The 19,343-nt window shown below is 36.7% G+C and carries 18 protein-coding genes; 9 read left to right on the top strand and 9 right to left on the bottom strand.

Annotation, left to right across the window (positions count from 1 at the left end; genetic code table 11):
• Positions 1-2: 2 nt before the first annotated feature.
• The 6 genes from ACWPWK_RS00600 to ACWPWK_RS00575 form a co-directional block, all read right to left on the bottom strand.
• A complete protein-coding gene (locus ACWPWK_RS00600; protein ID WP_109374043.1) occupies positions 3-629 on the bottom strand; it encodes an NAD(P)H-binding protein in 627 nt (208 codons plus the stop codon).
• Positions 630-635: 6 nt separating this feature from the next.
• Positions 636-1,124, bottom strand: a complete 489-nt coding sequence (hutX, locus tag ACWPWK_RS00595; RefSeq protein WP_406588706.1) for a heme utilization cystosolic carrier protein HutX — start codon at positions 1,122-1,124, stop codon at positions 636-638.
• Positions 1,125-1,166: 42 nt separating this feature from the next.
• Positions 1,167-2,513, bottom strand: coding sequence for a heme anaerobic degradation radical SAM methyltransferase ChuW/HutW (hutW, locus tag ACWPWK_RS00590; RefSeq protein ID WP_109374041.1), 1,347 nt, complete (start codon positions 2,511-2,513; stop codon positions 1,167-1,169).
• A gap of 13 nt (positions 2,514-2,526) precedes the next feature.
• On the bottom strand, positions 2,527-3,405 hold the full coding sequence (locus tag ACWPWK_RS00585) for a heme/hemin ABC transporter substrate-binding protein (RefSeq protein WP_196574343.1): 879 nt from the start codon (positions 3,403-3,405) through the stop codon (positions 2,527-2,529).
• Between the two features lie 2 nt (positions 3,406-3,407).
• Positions 3,408-5,546 (bottom strand): TonB-dependent receptor plug domain-containing protein, encoded by a 2,139-nt coding sequence (locus ACWPWK_RS00580; protein WP_109374039.1) that lies wholly within the window; start codon positions 5,544-5,546, stop codon positions 3,408-3,410.
• A 227-nt stretch (positions 5,547-5,773) separates the two neighbouring features.
• Positions 5,774-6,256 (bottom strand): MarR family winged helix-turn-helix transcriptional regulator, encoded by a 483-nt coding sequence (locus tag ACWPWK_RS00575; protein WP_109374038.1) that lies wholly within the window; start codon positions 6,254-6,256, stop codon positions 5,774-5,776.
• A gap of 99 nt (positions 6,257-6,355) precedes the next feature.
• Between ACWPWK_RS00575 and ACWPWK_RS00570 the strand changes: the two genes are divergently transcribed.
• The 4 genes from ACWPWK_RS00570 (at position 6,356) to ACWPWK_RS00555 (ending at position 11,297) form a co-directional block, all read left to right on the top strand.
• Complete coding sequence (locus ACWPWK_RS00570; RefSeq protein WP_109374037.1) at positions 6,356-7,231, top strand: EamA family transporter; 876 nt, start codon at positions 6,356-6,358, stop codon at positions 7,229-7,231.
• Positions 7,232-7,302: 71 nt separating this feature from the next.
• Positions 7,303-7,758 carry a YaiI/YqxD family protein gene (locus ACWPWK_RS00565; RefSeq protein WP_109374036.1) on the top strand — a complete coding sequence of 152 codons (456 nt, stop codon included), beginning with the start codon at positions 7,303-7,305 and terminating at the stop codon, positions 7,756-7,758.
• A gap of 139 nt (positions 7,759-7,897) precedes the next feature.
• The gene (locus tag ACWPWK_RS00560; protein ID WP_109374035.1) at positions 7,898-9,298 is read left to right on the top strand and encodes an amidohydrolase; all 1,401 of its coding nucleotides are present in this window, start codon (positions 7,898-7,900) and stop codon (positions 9,296-9,298) included.
• Positions 9,299-9,650: 352 nt separating this feature from the next.
• Complete coding sequence (locus ACWPWK_RS00555; protein WP_162558389.1) at positions 9,651-11,297, top strand: DUF4139 domain-containing protein; 1,647 nt, start codon at positions 9,651-9,653, stop codon at positions 11,295-11,297.
• Between the two features lie 107 nt (positions 11,298-11,404).
• Here ACWPWK_RS00555 and yidZ read toward each other — a convergent pair whose 3' ends face one another.
• Together yidZ and ACWPWK_RS00545 are read right to left on the bottom strand one after the other, a co-directional pair.
• Positions 11,405-12,379: an HTH-type transcriptional regulator YidZ gene (yidZ, locus tag ACWPWK_RS00550; protein ID WP_167392499.1), complete on the bottom strand. Its 975-nt coding sequence runs from the start codon at positions 12,377-12,379 to the stop codon at positions 11,405-11,407.
• Entirely contained in the window at positions 12,372-13,544 is a 1,173-nt protein-coding gene (locus tag ACWPWK_RS00545; protein ID WP_109374032.1) for an MFS transporter, read from the bottom strand. Before ACWPWK_RS00545 ends, yidZ begins: the two co-directional genes overlap by 8 nt.
• 294 nt (positions 13,545-13,838) lie before the next feature.
• Between ACWPWK_RS00545 and ACWPWK_RS00540 the strand changes: the two genes are divergently transcribed.
• A complete protein-coding gene (locus ACWPWK_RS00540; protein ID WP_109374031.1) occupies positions 13,839-14,582 on the top strand; it encodes a DUF4184 family protein in 744 nt (247 codons plus the stop codon).
• A 98-nt stretch (positions 14,583-14,680) separates the two neighbouring features.
• Here the strand turns inward: ACWPWK_RS00540 and mnmH are convergent, their stop codons facing one another.
• Positions 14,681-15,766: a tRNA 2-selenouridine(34) synthase MnmH gene (gene mnmH / locus ACWPWK_RS00535; RefSeq protein ID WP_109374030.1), complete on the bottom strand. Its 1,086-nt coding sequence runs from the start codon at positions 15,764-15,766 to the stop codon at positions 14,681-14,683.
• A gap of 85 nt (positions 15,767-15,851) precedes the next feature.
• On the opposite strand from mnmH, the gene ACWPWK_RS00530 reads away from it, so the two are divergent.
• The 4 genes from ACWPWK_RS00530 (at position 15,852) to ACWPWK_RS00515 (ending at position 19,328) form a co-directional block, all read left to right on the top strand.
• Positions 15,852-16,259 (top strand): DUF6122 family protein, encoded by a 408-nt coding sequence (locus ACWPWK_RS00530; protein WP_109374029.1) that lies wholly within the window; start codon positions 15,852-15,854, stop codon positions 16,257-16,259.
• 126 nt (positions 16,260-16,385) lie between these two features.
• Positions 16,386-17,738 carry a molecular chaperone gene (gene yegD, locus ACWPWK_RS00525; RefSeq protein WP_109374028.1) on the top strand — a complete coding sequence of 451 codons (1,353 nt, stop codon included), beginning with the start codon at positions 16,386-16,388 and terminating at the stop codon, positions 17,736-17,738.
• Positions 17,739-17,878: 140 nt separating this feature from the next.
• Complete coding sequence (locus tag ACWPWK_RS00520) at positions 17,879-18,904, top strand: threonine aldolase family protein (RefSeq protein WP_109374027.1); 1,026 nt, start codon at positions 17,879-17,881, stop codon at positions 18,902-18,904.
• A gap of 160 nt (positions 18,905-19,064) precedes the next feature.
• The gene (locus tag ACWPWK_RS00515; RefSeq protein WP_040133167.1) at positions 19,065-19,328 is read left to right on the top strand and encodes a DUF3811 domain-containing protein; all 264 of its coding nucleotides are present in this window, start codon (positions 19,065-19,067) and stop codon (positions 19,326-19,328) included.
• The last annotated feature ends 15 nt before the right edge of the window (positions 19,329-19,343 follow it).

Raw genomic sequence — 19,343 nt, 5'->3', positions numbered from 1 at the left:
GCTTATTTAGAAGGCACTAAGCCAGGTTCAACTACGGCATAGACTTGATCGTCTAAAAGGTCAGCGTCTAGAAGTTGAGTCACTAAGCGTGCAACATCTCGGCGATTAACTAAACCATGAGTTTCTTCGTATTGATAAAGCTGAGCCTTACCCGTTTCTTCACCATTCAGTAATCCACCGGGTCTGACAATCGCATAATCAAAACGACTGGTTTGCAACCACACTTCAGCCAATGATTTTTCTCTCACAGCTTGACCAAACGCGGCTTTTGCTCTGTCAGATAACGCGACCCAACTATCGCCACAACCTAACGAAGAAACCATTAACATACGCTGAAAACCCATTTTCTCCGCAGTATCAATTACGGTTCGATGAGCTAAATAATCATTTTCACCGCCCATTGTGGAAATGATGTCTGCTTCTTTTCCTGCCAATGTTAAAACAGCTTCAACAGCCTTAGCATCAATCGCATCGCCGATAACTGTTTTGATCCCTTTTTCTTCTAACCGATTAGCTGCCTCTTCGGAACGAACTAAAGCCACAATAGGGCGTCGTTGTGTAACGCCAATATCTGCAATATGTGCGCCAACACCTTTACCGCCAGCGCCAAAAATAACCCATGTTTTCACGCGCAATTATTCCTTATTTAATTGTTGTGCTAATTGACGGAAGGCTGATAATTGCTCTGGTAACAATTGACGATGTTCGTTTCTACCAAGGAAAATCTTAAACATTGCAACGCCTTTATGATTGAAAAATAAGATAGAGGCGGTATCCATACCCATAAATTTACGCTCGATCATCGCAATATATTGGCAATTTTCGGCTTTAATATGACCTGTCATTCCTTTTTTACCACGTAAGTTAAAATAGCCATGACGATGAAAACCACTTGGTAATTCACCGCTAAACTCTAAAATAACATCTTGAGTATGCACAAGCGTGGTGACATTACCCCATTTCATGACGTTATCCCACACTATATCGAATTGCTCCCCCCCCATTAATGAGCGTGATGGTAAATGTCTTACAACGTCTAATAACGTTGTATTAAATTGCGTCGCAATAGTTTCCAATGTGCCATCAGGCTCTGTCATTAAAAATTGTTGTAACTCTGTATTCATGATGTTGTTTCCATCTTTTCATTAATAGTAAGGGTAATGAGATTAACGAGGAGTATTTAACTGCAAAATTAATTGCTGTAAGGAAGTCAGCAAATTACTTGCCCAAAACCGACCTTCATTGGTCAGTTTCATGCAAAGAAAATCATCTTCAACAAGACCTGCTTGATACCATTGATTTAATAAAGGGGAGAGCTGAGTCGCTTGCGAACTTAATTTGGCTAAATCAACACGACCACATTCAATGCCCGCTTGTAGTTCATGACGCCAACGAAAACCGCTGTCTGTTGTACGGCTCATCATCATCAACGGTTTTTGGTTATCCGTGATTTTTTGATAATAATTATCGAGTGAGCGTTCAATCATCCAAGAATAACCATTAACTGAACCACCAGCCCCAGAGCCAAAGGCAAGACAATCCGCGCCTTGCTTAATTAATAAATTATAGAGATTGCGCTCACGAGTTGTTCTAGCCCAATGACTATTACTGATCTGACGCCAACCCACGTTATCCATAAAATCACAACCTTGAAGATAAAGCGCTCTCCTTTCTATCGGTGTTGGTACTGTCACACGTTGATTTTCGACAGCTTTACCTAATGGTGTATTTGGCAATAAATTCAAGGCATATAAATCGACACCATCTAAGCCAATATCATGGGCAATAGTCAGATCCTCTTGCCAATTCAGCGCATTTTGTCCCGGTAATCCAAATAACAGATCACACACCACAGCAGCTCTATCTCGTAAACAGAGTCCTTTCATAAACTTAGCGGCTTCTTCACCGGTTGATGTCCTTGCCATTCGTTTACGTATTTTACTGTTAAAGGTTTGAATACCAATAGAAAAGCGATTTGCACCTGCATCTAAACAAGCATCAATTCGATTATCATCAAAATTTAAAACGCGACCTTCAATCGTAATTTCGCAATCTGGTGCTAAAGGGAGTGATTGGCGTAAATGTGTGATCACACGATAGAGATCTTTTGCTGATAATGCAGAAGGGGTTCCACCACCAAAGTAAACTGCATGAATTGGTGCTGACTGATAAAGTAAGCTATCTGATTCAGCCGATATCTCACGCAGTAATGCGTCGGTATAACGCGTACAGGCTGCTTCGTGATAGTTATTTTGATAGAAACCACAAAATGTACAATGCGTTGCACAAAAAGGGATATGAATATACAACAAACGTTTACACGCAGGCGTTTTACTGTTTAACAGTGTTTGCCATGTAGATTGTTGATCTTCTTTCGCAATAGGTACAGAGCCTCGCCACGGCATTGTGGCATGTCTATCACGAAAAGGGCTATCACCTTCAAGTGCAAAATGGGGAGTAAGATCGATTTCAGTCGAAAATTGCGTGCTATGTGTTGCGACTAACTCTTTCATTATTAAATCATTCCTACTTATTATCATTAACAGGATCAGCGGGATAAAACTGTTGATGCAATAACTCCACGGCATCCACAATACGAGGTCCCATTCCCAAAATAAGGGATTGATCAATTTCAATAATGCGTTGGTTTTTCCATGCTTGTGTCATTGAGACACCGGGAACGGACGCTAATCCTTCAGAGGCTCTTATACCGCCAGTATGGTTTTGTTGGCTTTGTGTGGTTATCACGATAACTTCTGGATCAGCCGCGATAATGGCTTCTGCGCTATAGATACGATAATTTTCGTGAGTGGCGATATTATCGCCACCTGATAATGCCAAAATGGCATCTGCAACACTGTTTTTTCCTGCAACTTGAGGAATTCCCCCTCCTGGTGAAAGAAAGAACAATACTTTTACTTTGCGCTTAATGTGATTATTTTTAGCTGTGATCGTCGCTAAACGAGATTGCAGTGAACTAATCAAAGTTTCTGCTTCTGTCTGTTTATCTAATGAAACCGCTAAGGTACGAATATTTTTAAGCATTAATTCAAACGTAGCGGGTGTTCTTGGTAAAGAAATAACCTTTACATTATGTTGTGCGAGTTGGCGTAATACCATTTTAGGTTCAGCATCATCCCAAGTCACAAAAGTAGAAGGGCGTAATGACAGAATGCCTTCTGTACTTAGCTGTTTCCAATATCCGATATGAGGCAATGCTTGCGTTTGTTCAGGATAAGACGTTGTTTCATCAACACCGACAACCTTATTGCCAGCACCTATGGCATAAACCAATTCCGTTATAGAGCCTCCAGCAATAACCCAACGTTCATTATTTTTGTTTTCTTTTGCCATTAAGTTAAAAGGCAACAATAACAAACTAAGTGCGATTACTATTTTTTTCATAATTAAAATGCCCATGCCAGACCAACTGCAGCATTAATTCCCGCGGCAGGAATAGATTCATGAGCCGTTTGATAATGCTTATTTAAAATATTATTTAAATCGAAGTTAATACGGTATTGATCGTTATGACCAAATTCCGTACTCAATGAAAGATTAACCGTCGTCCAACCTGCATAGTGCTGTTTATTTTCGGGGTTACTATGATCTTTCGCTTTTGTTGCTGCTCTTAAATATAAGTCCGACATTAGATTCATATTATTGAGCAGTAATAAATGCTTAGCACCAATACGAGAAGTTAATGTAGGTTCACCGGTATCCCATGTTTTCAATGTTGAACCAATAAATTGACGACGCATCACATTGGCAGAAACATAAGGAGTAATTGACCAACCTTGGTATTGAGCCATCACTTCCATACCATAAGTTTTGGCGCGATCGATATTGTCGTAATAGAAATAATTTGCTCGGCCAGTTTTACTATTTCCTTCGCAAATACGTTCTCCTGCACAAGCAATAGATGTGATGTAATCTTTGGCTTCAGAATAATAAATCGCGCTATCGATGTACCAATTATTCCCTTTATAACGCGCACCAAATTCCACATTATTAGAATGTTCAGCTTCAAGATCGCGATTACCGTAAGTCACCGCACCGCCAGCAGTTGTGTTCATAAATTGCTGAACAAGTGTCGGGAAAACATAACCTTGTGCAAACGCGAGACGTAATTCTGTATCTTTAAATCCAGAATAACGCAAATGAGATGACACAATAAAAGCGTTATCTTTCACAGAATCATAAGCTAATGTCTTATAACTTGTTCCGGTTTTATTATGGTGAATAGTTTCAGCACCATCTTGTAATTCTGATCCCAACCAATATTGTCTGGCGCCCATAGTCCATGACCAATCATCTGTTATTTTCCAATCATTTTGGGCAAAAACAGAGATATTGGTTTGTTTACTGCGGTTATGCAAAAGAGATTGTTTTTCATAATTAACAGCGGGTGGAAACCCCGTTGTACTATTTGAAGAAGTCTGCCCTGCGGACGTTTGTTTTACTTTATCTTGTTGATATTGAGCCCCTAAAATTAACTCATTATTTGCAGGTAAAGTAAAATTAGCCTGCATAGTCATTCCATAAGTATTTTGAGTGTCTTCAGACTGAGTTCGGTTTTTAACGGTTAAATTACCAATCATTGGGCTACCCGTTGGGGTAACAACACCAACGCGGTTTTCAAATTTTCTCTCTATACGTTGTGTATAGGCATCAATATGAAGTTTTTTGAAATAATCTGTATTAGCATCATAGTCATAAAATAAACCAACTTTTTCACGCTCAAGTTTAGGCACTTTAACGCTAAACTCTTGATATTTTCCTTCATCAGCATAATAAGATTGTGTTGATAAATTATAACGATCGAGCGAAAGACCAAACTTATGTTTATCCACTTTATAACCTAACCATGCACCTTGACCGTTATTTCTAAAATGCGTATTAGGTAAACGCCCATCAGGAGTATATCTATCACCATGATCGGCATAACTTCCATTAAGGCGATATTCAAAATCACCGACAGTACCTGAAATTAATGCAGACTCTCGCCATCCCATCGTTGCTGAGTCATAAACGACTTTGACATTTCCCCCAAAAGGCTTATCGCCACCTTTTTGAGTAATTAAATTCACCACACCGCCAATAGCTTGTGAGCCATAAAGCACAGAATAGGGACCTTTAACCACTTCAATACGCTCTAGTGCAGATTCATCAATTAAAATACCAGCACCAAAGTTTTGACCACCTCGTTGATAGGTCACTTCTTGTCCATCAACCAATAAAAGTACACGCGATGATGCTTCTCCACGAATACGGATCTGTTTACGACCAGCAAGGCTATTATCCGTAACTTCAACACCAGGAATATCACGTAATTGGTCAGCAATAGAAGATGAATTTGATTGGCTTAATGTTTCTTTATCAATAACTTGAATAGTAGCAGGGCTGTTCCATAAAGAAGCTGCGCTACGTGTTGTTGTCACAACAAGTGTTTCTTCTTTAGGTAAGGCATTATCAGCAATAGCATATTGAGAGAGTGAGAGTGTTAAAGCGGACAACACGAAGCAAGATTTAAATTGAATGCACATAGCTGCAGACCTTAATGAGATCAGTAATTATTATCATTCGCTTTATAATTTAAGTTTTGGTATTCATCAACCTAAAAATGGCAAATAGAATACATCTTTGATTTAGATCAAGGTAAAAATGTGATTTCATGCACAATGGATGCTTAAATAAACAAAAATGGCATAAAAAGAAGGGTTTTTAAGCAAATAAAGAAAAGGGGATAAAGTTAATGATAGAAAATAAAACTCTATTCTAACGAATTAAGAAAAACTTTAAGTAATTGATTTAATTTTTGTTGCTCTTGTTGTGATAAACCAGAGACTAAACGTTTTTGGTTCTCAGCGTGTGCTTCTATTACTTGATTGATTAGTTCCAGACCTTCAGGTGTTAGCGAAACTAAAAAACTGCGACCATCTTCTGGATTAACTTTACGAATAACCCAACCTGCTTTTTCTAATTGATCAATCCGATTTGTCATCGTGCCTGATGTAACCATCAGGGTTGATAGCATTTCACCTGGAGAAAGGGTGTAAGGATCGCCTGCACGACGTAGTGTAGCAAGAACATCAAAACTTGATGTATTTAAGCCAAATTGAGAGAAAACTTTCTCCATTTCGCGTGAAAGATGCAAAGTAACATTCCCCAATCGTCCAATTAATCCCATCGGGCTAATATCAAGATCAGGGCGCTCACGCTGCCATTGCTTAGTAATTTTATCGATTCTATCCATGCATTTATCATGTCAATTATTTATCTTGACGTCAAGGTATTATCAATTTATCTTGACCTCAAGATAAATTAGTCTGGTAACAACTAAACGAGTGATTTTATGAATCGATACACAACATTACTATTAACGGCATTGGCTCCCATTGTATGGGGGAGCACTTATATTGTGACAACGGAAATGTTGCCAGCTAATGTGCCCATGACATTAGCTGCATTGCGGGCATTACCAGCAGGAATTTTATTATTAATTATCATGAGACAACTGCCACAAGGTATATGGTGGCTACGTGTCATTATTTTGGGTGTTTTAAACTTCTCACTGTTCTGGTGGTTATTATTTATTTCAGCCTATCGTTTACCCGGTGGCGTTGCTGCAACAGTAGGGGCAGTGCAGCCTTTAATTGTCTTATTTTTATCTCGTTGGCTATTACAAACGCGCCTATCATGGTTATCTATTTCAGCCGCATTAGGAGGTATTTTTGGTGTAGCAATACTCATTCTGACACCAAATGCAGCACTTGATCCTATCGGAATAATTGCAGGATTAGGGGGCGCATTTTCTATGGCAACAGGTACTGTATTAAGTCGTCGTTGGCAACCGCCAGTTACACCTTTAACTTTTACAGCTTGGCAATTAACCGCAGGTGGTGCTGTATTATTACCCTTTGCCTTATTATTTGAACCCACATTACCTTCATTAACAGGTATTAACCTTTTAGGTTTGGCTTATTTAACCTTAATTGGTGGAGCATTAACCTATATTTTCTGGTTTAGAGGGCTAGCATTATTAGGCCCAAGCTCTGTGGCTTCATTAGGTTTTTTAAGTCCGCTAAGCGCGGTTATTTTAGGTTGGGCATTACTAGGACAACAATTAACGAGTTTACAAATACTGGGGATGATCGTGATATTACTCAGTATCTGGGCTAATCAACGGTCAGAAAAACGAGAAAGAATAAAACTTCAATCACTTAGTTAGTATTAATGTGTTATTTTAAACACCATAAATATAGACTATTTAATACCAAAAATAACAAAGAGAGTGTTGTTATGCCTATATGGGTTGATGCTGATGCATGTCCAAAAGTAATCAAAGAAGTGTTATATCGTGCAGCAGATAGAGAAAAAGTGATTATTACGTTTGTTGCTAATCAACGATTAATTGTACCTGCATCGCCTTTCTTACGTACATTACAAGTTTCGGCTGGGTTTGATGTTGCTGATAACGAAATTGTTCGCCGCACCAATAAAGATGATTTGATTATTACCGCTGATATTCCATTAGCTGCCGAAGTCATAGAAAAGGGCGCAGTAGCATTGAATCCAAGAGGTGAACGTTATACTGAAGCAACTATTCGTGAACGTTTAAATATACGTGATTTTATGGATACGATGAGAGCAAGCGGCATTCAAACTGGAGGACCCGCAAGTTTAAGTCAGCGTGACCGCCAACTTTTTGCGAATGAATTAGATAAGTGGCTTTTACAACAAAAAAAGCGCGCTTAATTTAAATCAGTAAACAAATGCGATAATAACTTCAATTAATTATTTATTCGGTGATCTCATTCACTTTCAATTGATATCAAAAACCAATGAATTTATTTATAATCTTAGGGAAATTTTCCCATCAAGACGAGAGGTAATGATGTCATTTTCTAAATCTATGCTTGCTTTGGCTGTAATGGCGGTCTCCTTTTCTAGTTACGCGGCAAAACAGGCTGATTTGATGATAGTTGACGGCACTGTTCTGACTATGGATCAGCAAAATAAAATCATTGAACAGGGTACTGTTGTCGTAAAAGAAAATAAAATTATTGCCGTTGGTGGCCCTGAGCTTTCTAAAGAGTATCAAGCTAATAAAGTATTAGATGTTGATGGTGATATTGTGATGCCGGGTTTAATTAATACCCATACTCATGGTTCGATGACGGTATTTCGTTCATTAGCCGATGATGTGCCAGACAGACTTCACCGTTATATTTTCCCACTTGAAAGCAAAATGGTTTCTCGAGAAATGGTCAGAGTAGGTGCTGATCTTGCAAATATCGAAATGGTAAAAGGTGGCGTAACAACTTACGTTGATATGTATTATTTCGAAGATGAAGTAGCCAAGACTGTTGATAAAATGGGTAATCGTGCAGTATTAGGAGAGTCTGTTATTAATTTCCCTGTTGCCGATGCAAAAACACCAGAAGAGGGTATTCAATACGCAGTGAACTTTATTAAAGAATATAAAGATCACCCTCGTATTATCCCAGCATTTGCACCACATGCTCCTTACACAAATACCACAGAAAACCTTCAGAAAATTGCTAAGTTATCAATAGAACTTGATGTTCCTGTTATGATCCATTTAGCTGAAACAGATCGTGAACAAGAAGAAATCGCTAAACGTACTGGCGGTAAAAGCCCAGTTCAATATATGGCAGATATCGGAGCGTTAAATAATAAAGTTATCGCGGCTCACGCAATTATGGTCGATGATAAAGATATTGATTTACTGAAAAAATATGATGTTGGTGTCGCTCATAATATCAGTGCAAATACTAAATCAGCGAAAGGTGTGGCGCCTGTCGTCGCGATGCTAGAAAAAGGTGTTCGTGTAGGTTTAGGGACTGATGGTCCAATGTCAAGTAACACACTAACGACGATGAATGAGCTAAATCTTGTGGGTAAAATCCATAAGTTAGAGAATAAAGATCGTGCTGCTATGCCACCATTAACCGTTGTAGAGCTGGCAACAATGGGGTCGGCGAAAGTATTGCATATGGAAGATAAATTGGGATCTTTAGAATCAGGTAAACTTGCTGATATTATCGTTGTTGATACTAAATCACCTAACATGGTACCAATGTATAGCCCTTATGCAGCATTAGTTTATGGTGCAAATGGAAGTAATGTTCGTCATACCATTGTTGATGGAAAAATCTTAATGGAAGATCGCCAATTATTAACAGTTGATGAAAAAGCCATTATTAAAGAAGCGCAAGATTTCTCTGATAAAGTGCGTAAAACTGTTATCGACAGCGGTGAAGTTGTTAAATAAAAATCGATAGCAATATTTTTATCCTAGGCAGTTTGTTTTTAAACTGCCTTTTTCATTGTTTATTACTGAAATTTTTCTCTTATTCTTATCTAAACAAGACTAGATAAAGCTAATAAAAGCTAAATATTTCCCCATCATTAAGATAATCCTTATTATTTAAATATTCATTTAATTAAAAATACTAATATACTGTTTTATCTATTCTTTTCACCTTCACGCTATTAGATCTTTAAGTTTATTCTGTTATCTAATTTATTAGAGATGCAATACTATCTAAATATACTTGTACAACAGTACACCTCTATTTTTCCGTTCTTACTAATACTGCTCATCAACTATGGATAGAATGAAAATGATGATTAAACCCAACAAACTAACACTATCGCTTATTACGTTATCTATTATTAGTTCAACCAGTATTTTTGCTAATGAAATCAACTCGGTAGATCACACAAAACCGCTTAATTATGATATAAAACTCAATCAAGCAACTATTTTTCTACGGGGTGCTGAACTCGATAATAACGTAACTCTCAATTTACCCGCTGGGCAGAGTGAAGTTGTTTTATCTAATATTGCAAACAATATTGATCCTAAAAGCTTGTCAATTAGCATTGATAATGACGATGTGATTATTAACACCATTAACGTTAAAAAAATTCCTATTGCCCCTAGTTATCCCTCTGCAATTGCAGTATTGATGGAAAAACAGAAAGATATCAATAAGAAAATTGAAGTATTAAACATCAATATTAATGTGGGTGATGAGCAAATTGCATTACTTAAAGATCAATCATTTTTTGGCTATGGCGAAACTCAGTCATTAGAACACTCATCACAAAAGTTTGATTTTATTAGCCAAAAAATGACATCTATACTTAATCAACAAAAAGCTGCTCGAGAAGAGATAGCTGAACTCACTGAGAAATTAGAAGAATTAAACCGACAATTAGAAATTGATATGCCAATTATTGCAAAAGAGAAAACACAAATTGTTTTATCTTTAGGCACATCAAAAAACCTAACCAGTAAAATGCGTATTTCTTATATAACACCAGATGCGGGATGGTCACCCGCTTATGATATTCGAAGCCAAGGAATGGATAAGCCGATATTACTTACCTACAAGGCGGATGTTATTCAAAATACAGGCCTAAATTGGGATAAAGTCAAACTGGTTTTAACATCAACTAACCCATCACTTAATATCACTGCGCCAACATTATCACCTTGGTATTTATCTCTTTATAATAACACTGCGAAATTCAGAAATTCTAATATGGATATGAAGATGGCAATGCCAGCTCCCGTGTCAGAGGCAATGAATGAAGCACCAAGAGAGCAATTAAGTAAAGGTGTAACTCGTTACGTAACAACCAATAATAATGGTATTAATTTAAGCCATGCTATCGCGTTACCTTACACCTTAAAAAATAGCACAGAGCCTAATACATTAGTGATTAATCAAAAAGAAGTTGTTGCAGATTATCGCTATTTAACAACGCCAAAATTAGTTGAAGAAGTTTATTTACAAGCTGAAGTGAAAGATTGGGAAAATTTAAATTTACTCAATGGTCGTGCGAATATCTATTATATGAATAGCTTTGTTGGTAATAGTTATATTAATACTAACGAATTAACAGAGTTACTTAGCATTCCATTTGGAATAGATAAAAACATTCAAATTAGCCGTATTAACAATGAGAAGATAAGAAAAGAGCCTATCTTTATTGGTACAACGATTGAACAAAAAGAGAGTTATACCATTAAAGTAAGAAACACTTACAATTCTCCTGTAAAAGTAACTATTTACGATCAGCTACCACTGAGTCAGGAAAACAATATCAATGTAGCAGATGCGGTTTATAAAGATGGCGTACTTGATAAAGATACTGGCGAAATTAAATGGAATATCACATTAGGTGCAAAAGAGGAAAAATCATTACCTCTGAATTACACCCTTTCTTATCCTAAAAATAGACAAATTATGGGGTTATGATTTTTCTCATCTAAATTTAAAAAGTAAAATAGAAGAAATAGAAGAAATAGAAGAAATAGAAGAGGGTGCATTTGCACCTTTTTCTATTTTAAATAGCAGTAAAACTTTTAATGAGTATTTTTCTGCATAAACTGATTAACACTATTTTTGATAGTTTCTCTTAACCACAGCACTTTAGAATTATACGCATGGCGTTTATGCCATAGTAAAATAAATGAAATATCAAGTTGTTCAGAAACACTATGTGGTAGAGGGATAGGCAATGTTACTAAATTAGGTAAAACTCGTGAGATATAATGGACACAATATCCAGGCAAACAAGTAATGAGTTCATGATTAGGTTGAGAAATCGTAAATAAAGTTTGCTCAAATGACGTGTAAGTTATCGCTATATTACGTAAACGCCCATGCTCTGCCAATATATCATCTAGTGCCCAATGAGCACGTTTATCATATTCTGTTGAAATGTGAGAATAGTGCAAAAATGTCTCTAAATTCCAGGGTTCATTTAATAAAGGATGATCTTTTCGAACATAAACCAATGGTGTATCACGAAAAAGCTCTTCACAATCGATGACTTCAGGTAATAAATGTAACGCCTCTTTAGAGCCTGAATAATATTCACGACCTAAAAAAGCAATATCAGCATCACCATCAATAATGCTTGATAGCGAGTTATATTCCCAATTTCGTATTTGCACCATTGATTGAGGATAATAATTCAATATTTCCAAAGGAAATTGATTAAGTAGTACCTGATGTAAAGGAGATTCTAATATTAAACTGAAATGAACACCTTTAGGCGTTTCGCTATTTTGCTTGCTCGCGATATGGTTACCAATATTAATAAAATCAGAAAGAGACTCTTCAATACTTAATGTCAAAGGTGTTGGAATTAATCCTTGAGGGCTACGAACGAAAAGGGGATCATCAAACCAAATCCGTAATTTAGCCAATGTTTTACTTACTGCTGAAGGCGAAATAGACAACCATTTTGCAGTTAATGTAACACTGCGCTCTTGTAAAAGAATTTGAAAAATAACTAATAAATTCAAATCTATTCGATGTAATGGCTTATGCATCACAATTCACCTTTTGTTGTTGTCCAGAAGAACGAAAGAGATGCAAAAAGGTAAAACCAATAAGGCAACTAGCAGACAATATAACCATCAGCATATTAATTGCAGATATTCCCAACCATCCCATAGTCCAGATATAGAGAGATGCAAAACTCAATTGCGAAATCCCTAAAATCGAACTGGCAAGCCCTGCACGCTGACTAAATGGAGAGAGCGCTTGGCTCATTATAATACCAAATAACAACGCAAACCCCGCACCACATAATGAAAATGAAGTAAAGAACCAACGAGGATCACTGTTTTTTCCAATAAAAAGAAAAATAACTGCACCTAAAAAGCTCGATAAGCCAGTATATAAAATGGTTTCATAACGAAGTTTTGTTAAAATTTTAGGCATCATAAACGACGTTGCCATACTGACCATTGAAAGCAATGTAATTGCTGTTGAATACTGCCCAGTGGTGTAATGCATTTGTTGCATAATCACGATTGGAGAGATATTAACATAAGTCAGGATCACGCTCATTCCCAAGCACGAAATAAGCAAACGACTTAAAAAGAAACTATTTAAGAAAGACTCACCAGTGATTGTGTTATTTTTATTTTTAGCCCACTGTTTTGGTTTAGTTTCTTTTATTCCAAAGAAACAATAAATAAAGATTAATAGCGCATAGATTGCCATAGCATAAAACATCACTGGCCATTTAAATTTTAATAAGATCAGAAAACCTAAAACAGGGGCTAATACTGGAATAATACAAGTAATACCATTTATCATAGAAAGGACTTTAGCGCGTTGTTTTTCAGCTAATGTATCTCGTAATATCGCAAAAGTAACAACGTAACAAAACCCAGCCCCAATACCTTGGAAAAAACGTGCAATCAAAAAATTATTTTCCGTTACAGAAATTCCCGCATTAAATGATGCCAATAAGAAAATAACTGTTCCAAGCAATACAATGGGCTTACGCCCTAAATTATCACTACACCATCCTGCAACTAACATGGATGAAACCATACCCATTAAATAAATTGAAAAAGCTTGATGTAATGTCGCTTCTGATGCGTCTAAATCATTCGCTATTGCCGTTAAACCTGTTAAATGTAAATCCACACCAAGAGGGTAAATCAGCACTAAACAAAAGCTAAAAAGGATATATTTTGTCATCCTGCCACCTCAATTATTCTGATGAAGAGGCATTCTAGTCGTCAAAGAAACTGAAACCTAATGACAAAAAAGCAATCTCTAATTTCCATTTTGGAAATAATATATTTATCTTATTATCAAAGTTTAGGATCATTACAGCATTAATGCTCTCACCATTAGTGGCGTTTTTGTATTAACCACCATGAATTACTTTAATCTTAATAATCGTTGTGATATCAGATAAAGTTTAGCTAATCTGCTGATATACTCGCACTAAATTTCGACACTATTTTTCCATTTTATAGAGATACACCTATGCCGTGGACTTTTTCACATCCTGCTATTGTTTTCCCTTTAAAACAGTCCCGAATAGGTAAATATCTCAATTTACCCGCACTCGTTGTAGGAAGCACCTCACCCGATTTACTTTATTCTTTTGGTTTATATCAATCAGCCACAACGGCACATGATTTATTAGGCTGGTTTTATACTGCATTTCCTTTTTGTTTACTGGTCTTTACTCTAAATTATTTACTGCGAGCTCCATTAAAGTGCGTATCACCAGTTCCTTTATATGAGCCGATAAAACCTAATATTCGGGCATTAAGTCTATTTGTTTTATCCCTGTATATTGGCGCGGTAACACATATTGTGTGGGATTCTTTTACCCACGAAACAGGAACCGCTGTCAGGCTTTTTTCTGTACTACAAGCACAATTATTACAAGGAATGACAGATAGCCAAGAGATTGCTATTTATAAATTATTACAACATTTAGGCTCTTTATTAGGGCTTCTTTATTTATGTTGGAAATACATTCAATATCAGCACAAACAAGACTACCCAACACAAAAAGAAAACCGCACTAAGTTATATCGCTTAATTGGAATTGGCTTTCTATCTGGATTATGTACTTTGCCTTTAGTTTTACAACTCTCAAATAAGGGGCAGGGAATTAACATTAATCGGTTTATTTTTCTTGAGCTTTCTTTGGCCGTTCCTTTTTTCTTTGGTTTAATGATTATCTTAGGAATAAGGTTATATTGTACTAAGAAATAGGTAATACCGCTGGTTATTGCTAAAAAAAGCCCCGTAACATAAATTTACGGGGCTTTTCTTTGGTATACGCATTTAATACAAGAAATCTTAGCTATCTACTAATTTTTAAACCACTGCATGACTTCTTCATAACTTCCTTGGTAAATAATTTTATCTTCCTTTTTACTTAATTGATAACGATACATAGGATCGTAATACTCTTTAAGTAAAGGGGTTAACCAAGAAAAATGCGCTTCTGTATTACCACTCATTTTTTGTGTTTCTAATGCTTTATCAAGTAATTGAGTTAATTCAGAGGCTCTTTGAGAGCCTAATCGACGACGTATTGCAAATAGCCCATGATGTAAATAATCACTATAAGCTTGCCAGCCTTCATTTTCGCCATAAACATCTAAAAAATCGTGTGTCATACGATCAAAATATTCTGCTTTCAAACGTTCTATGCGTCGTTCAAAGGGATCATCAACAACAACTATTGAAGCCTCAACCATTTTTGCTCGTAAACATTCAGGTAATCCATTGGCGCCAATAGCACGACCTTCATCCTCTAGTACCCATCGTGTATATTTCGGTGCTTTCTGCAACATTTCAACACCAAGATGGTTTTCAAATGTGGCTTGAGGAAATTGTTCTTCTACAGTGCGGCCAAAAGATGAACCTCGATGGTGTGCAATACCTTCAAGGTCAATACCCTCAGGTAATGAACGCACTAAAGTCGTTTTTCCATTACCGGTACATCCACCAATTAAGATAATAGGCCGTTGAACCAATTCATTGGTCATTTCAATAACAGTCTGTCTTAACGCCTTATATCCACCTTCTATTAATGGATAATCTATACCTATTTCTTTAAGCCATTGCTGAACTATATGAGAACGCATTCCTCCTCGAGCACAGCAAATATAACCATTGGGAAATTGCTCACAAGCTTCACGCCAAGCTGCAATACGGTTGTTACGAATTTCACCACTCACCAATTGATGCCCTAAATCAACCGCTTTTTGTGAACCTTGCTGTTTATAACAAGTCCCCACAGCAGCACGTTCTTCATCATTCATTAAAGGCAAATTGATAGCATTAGGGATCGAGCCTTGATTAAATTCAATAGGCGCACGCACATCAATAATAGGTGTGTTATTAGCAAGAATATGTCGAATATTTTGAGCAGAAAACGCTGATTCCATAATAAAAATTGTTATATCTAGTCTGGCTGAAAGATTGACTACTATACTCTTAAGAGCATGTGATGGATACTGTTACGAGGTTTATGTGATATTTGAGATTTTTAGAACGCTTTTACATTACAGCTTGCACTTTTTAGCCCCTATTTTATTAGGCTATCTTTTCTGGCGTAAGAATTGGAAGATAGCCTCACTTCTTATGATAGGAACAATGGCTATTGATATTGACCATTTGTTAGCAACACCTATTTTTGATCCCAACCGTTGTAGCGTGGGTTTTCACCCATTACATACCAGTTGGGCAGCTTTAATTTACTTAGGCATATGGTTTTTACCCTCATGGAAATTAAAAGCCATTGCGGTAGGGTGTTTATTTCATTTATTTACCGACTCGGTTGACTGTTATTTAGGTGGATTAAAACCCAATTTAACAATAACGATGAGTTGTGATAAAAATTACTTTATATCCGATCTAAATAGCAACTCTATTATCTAAGCCTCTAATATGCTGAATAATTTCACTTATTTTCTCTCTTTCAAGCCACATAATCTGATGGTAATTACAAAAAGCTTGATGTAGAGTGCTCAGTCTTTTTTTAATGAAGTCTATTGGGGAGGCTAAATGTTTATTGGCTTTGACTACGGAACATCGAATTGTTCTGTTGCAATGATGAAAGAGGGAAAACCCACTCTTTTGCCTTTAGAAGGTAATGATGTGTATATTCCATCAACCCTTTGTGCGCCAACCCGTGAATCCGTTTCTGAGCACTTATTTCGCCATTTAAATATTAAACCGTCCAGTGAAGTTGGCGAACAATTACTGAGAAAATCGATCGCGTTTAATCGAGAAGAAGATATTGAATTAGTTCCTGAAGATATTCTTTTCGGACAATCTGCATTAAGTTTATACCTACGTGATCCTCGTGATGTCTATTACGTTAAATCACCTAAATCCTTTTTAGGTGCTTCAGGCCTACATGAGATACAAATTAGCTTCTTTGAAGATTTAGTTTGCGCCATGATGGCAAATATTAAGCACCAAGCAGAAAAAAGCACACAAGAAGCGATCACAGATACCGTTATTGGCAAACCTATTAACTTTAATGGGTTAGGTGGCGATGCTTCAAATAGGCAAGCTGAAAGCATTCTTATCCGTGCCGCTAAAAGAGCTGGCTTTAAGAATATTATGTTTGAATTTGAACCTGTTGCTGCCGGACTTGAATATGAGTCGACGTTAACTAAAGACCAAACTGTATTAGTCGTTGATATTGGTGGTGGTACAACTGACTGCTCATTAATTCAAATGGGGCCAAGTTATCAAGGTAAAACCGACCGTTCAAACACATTACTTGCGCATAGTGGACAACGTGTTGGTGGTAATGATCTTGATATTTACCTTGCTTTTAAACAGCTTATGCCATTATTTGGTATGACAGGGTTAACGTCTTCAGGTATTAAATTACCTCTGAAACAGTTCTGGGATCCTATTGCGATTAATAATGTAGAAGCTCAAAAAGATTTTTATTCTCGTCAAAACCTTGCTGTATTAAATCAGTTAAGACGGGACGCAAAAGAGCCTGAAAAAATAACACGCCTTATTGAAGTCTATAATGAAACCTTGGGTTACAGCATTGTTCGACGTGCTGAAGAAGCCAAAATTGCCTTATCAGATTCTCCTGAATATATTGCCAATATCGCGTTATTAAGTGAAACCTTAGAATTAACGATTGAACGTGATCAAATGGTTGAATCTATTGAATCACCAAAAAGCAAAATGATTGAATTGGTTAATGATGCGGTAAAACAAGGGGGAATAAAACCGGACGCTATCTTTATGACTGGAGGTTCGGCTCGTTCGCCTATTTTATGCCAAGCAATAGAACAACAGTTACCCAATGTTCCTATTGTTAAAGGTAATGATTTTGGCTCTGTCACCGCAGGATTAGCACGTTGGGGCGAGGTTTGCTTTAAATAATTAATATCAAATAATCGGTTTTAAATAACTGACTTTTTCAATATATTAAAGCGCTTTACATTCAATCTTTGTATTGATTAGATGTAAGGCGTTTTTCTTTATAAAACACGATAAAAACACAACATTCGATAGGAGAACACATGTACCGCTTCCAAAATGATTATAATGAAATTGCACATCCTGCGGTCATGAAAGCAATCACTGATACAATAGGGCAACGCTATGATGGATATGGTATGGATAAGCTTTGTCATCAAGCTGCTCAATCAATAAAACAGCGTATTCAACAATCTGGTGCAGATATTCACTTTTTTAATGGTGGCACCATTACTAATTTAACCGCTATCTCTCATTTTTTACGTCCACACCAAGCTGTTATTTCTGTTAGTACTGGGCATATCGCTACACATGAAACAGGTGCTATTGAAGCAACGGGGCACAAAGTTATCACCACTTTTTCAGCAGATGGTAAATTAACGCCCGCATTGTTAAAACCTATTCTCGCTGAACATAACGATGAACACTGGGTTCAACCTAAGCTTGTTTATATTACGAATGCCACCGAAATTGGTACGGTTTATCGCAAAGCGGAGTTGCAAGCACTGCGTGATTTCTGTAACGAGCATAACTTATGGTTATATCTTGATGGTGCTCGTTTGGCAGCAGGATTAATGTCTGCACAAAGCGATCTGACTATCGAAGATATCGCTAGCTTAACCGATGCTTTTTATATTGGCGGCACTAAAATTGGTGCAATGTCAGCTGAAACGCTAGTGATTTGTCACCCAGCACTAAAATCTGATTTTCGTTTTAGCTTAAAACAAAAGGGTGGATTACAAGCGAAAGGTTGGTTATTAGGCGCACAATTTGAAGCTTTATTTAAAGATGATCTCTATTTCAAATTAGGTAAACACCTTAATGAAATGGCATCACAATTAACTGAGTTCTTTACTGCACAAGGTTTTGAATTTTTAGCGCCACCAGAATCTAACCAAATTTTTGTTATTTTACCAAACACGATTGCAGAAAAATTAACACAGCAGTTTGTTTTTCATCGTGTTTTACTTGAAGACCCTAATTTGAGTTGTTTACGTCTTTGTACTTCTTGGGCAACAACACAACAAGATATTGATGAATTCAAAGTGACCTTTTTGAAATTAATTTAATTATTTAAGTTAGTTATTAAACTTCATCCATTACGCGCTTTTTTAAGGCGTAATGGATCTTCAATAAAATAGCGATCTAAATTTAAGAATATAGTGATGATGCAATAACGGGATAATGCTATATTAAAGACTCCTCACTCAACATAAGTAGGGTAATAGAATGAAGAAACTGACACTCCAAGAAATGACAGATGCCCAACAAATGCGAGTAAGAACCCGAATAGGTCAAGAGAGAAAGAAATTAGGGCGTGAATTAACGAATGCTGAAATGAACAAAGTCAAAGACTCCATTATTACCGAAATCTCCCTCGAAGTTGAAAAAGCCACCAAAAAAGCACAAGCCCTCAAGAAAAAACAAAAACTAGCCCCGAGTGATGAAACCTACAGTTGGTCAGCCAAAAACCACAGTCGGGGATATCGTTAATTTTTTGCCTTGCTA

It is taken from the genome of Proteus sp. Marseille-Q3619 (assembly GCF_965283115.1).
Note: the sequence above shows the minus strand (reverse complement) of the source record. Positions and strands in the feature narration are given on the sequence as shown.

Bases quoted from the DNA above. Each gene is read 5' to 3' on its own strand.
- hutX (WP_406588706.1), bottom strand. From the start codon at position 1,124: ATGAATACAGAGTTACAACAATTTTTAATGACAGAGCCTGATGGCACA.
- hutW (WP_109374041.1), bottom strand. From the start codon at position 2,513: ATGAAAGAGTTAGTCGCAACACATAGCACGCAATTTTCGACTGAAATC.
- ACWPWK_RS00585 (WP_196574343.1), bottom strand. From the start codon at position 3,405: ATGAAAAAAATAGTAATCGCACTTAGTTTGTTATTGTTGCCTTTTAAC.
- ACWPWK_RS00580 (WP_109374039.1), bottom strand. From the start codon at position 5,546: ATGTGCATTCAATTTAAATCTTGCTTCGTGTTGTCCGCTTTAACACTC.
- ACWPWK_RS00575 (WP_109374038.1), bottom strand. From the start codon at position 6,256: ATGGATAGAATCGATAAAATTACTAAGCAATGGCAGCGTGAGCGCCCT.
- ACWPWK_RS00570 (WP_109374037.1), top strand. From the start codon at position 6,356: ATGAATCGATACACAACATTACTATTAACGGCATTGGCTCCCATTGTA.
- ACWPWK_RS00565 (WP_109374036.1), top strand. From the start codon at position 7,303: ATGCCTATATGGGTTGATGCTGATGCATGTCCAAAAGTAATCAAAGAA.
- ACWPWK_RS00560 (WP_109374035.1), top strand. From the start codon at position 7,898: ATGTCATTTTCTAAATCTATGCTTGCTTTGGCTGTAATGGCGGTCTCC.
- ACWPWK_RS00555 (WP_162558389.1), top strand. From the start codon at position 9,651: ATGATGATTAAACCCAACAAACTAACACTATCGCTTATTACGTTATCT.
- yidZ (WP_167392499.1), bottom strand. From the start codon at position 12,379: ATGCATAAGCCATTACATCGAATAGATTTGAATTTATTAGTTATTTTT.
- ACWPWK_RS00545 (WP_109374032.1), bottom strand. From the start codon at position 13,544: ATGACAAAATATATCCTTTTTAGCTTTTGTTTAGTGCTGATTTACCCT.
- ACWPWK_RS00540 (WP_109374031.1), top strand. From the start codon at position 13,839: ATGCCGTGGACTTTTTCACATCCTGCTATTGTTTTCCCTTTAAAACAG.
- mnmH (WP_109374030.1), bottom strand. From the start codon at position 15,766: ATGGAATCAGCGTTTTCTGCTCAAAATATTCGACATATTCTTGCTAAT.
- yegD (WP_109374028.1), top strand. From the start codon at position 16,386: ATGTTTATTGGCTTTGACTACGGAACATCGAATTGTTCTGTTGCAATG.
- ACWPWK_RS00520 (WP_109374027.1), top strand. From the start codon at position 17,879: ATGTACCGCTTCCAAAATGATTATAATGAAATTGCACATCCTGCGGTC.
- ACWPWK_RS00515 (WP_040133167.1), top strand. From the start codon at position 19,065: ATGAAGAAACTGACACTCCAAGAAATGACAGATGCCCAACAAATGCGA.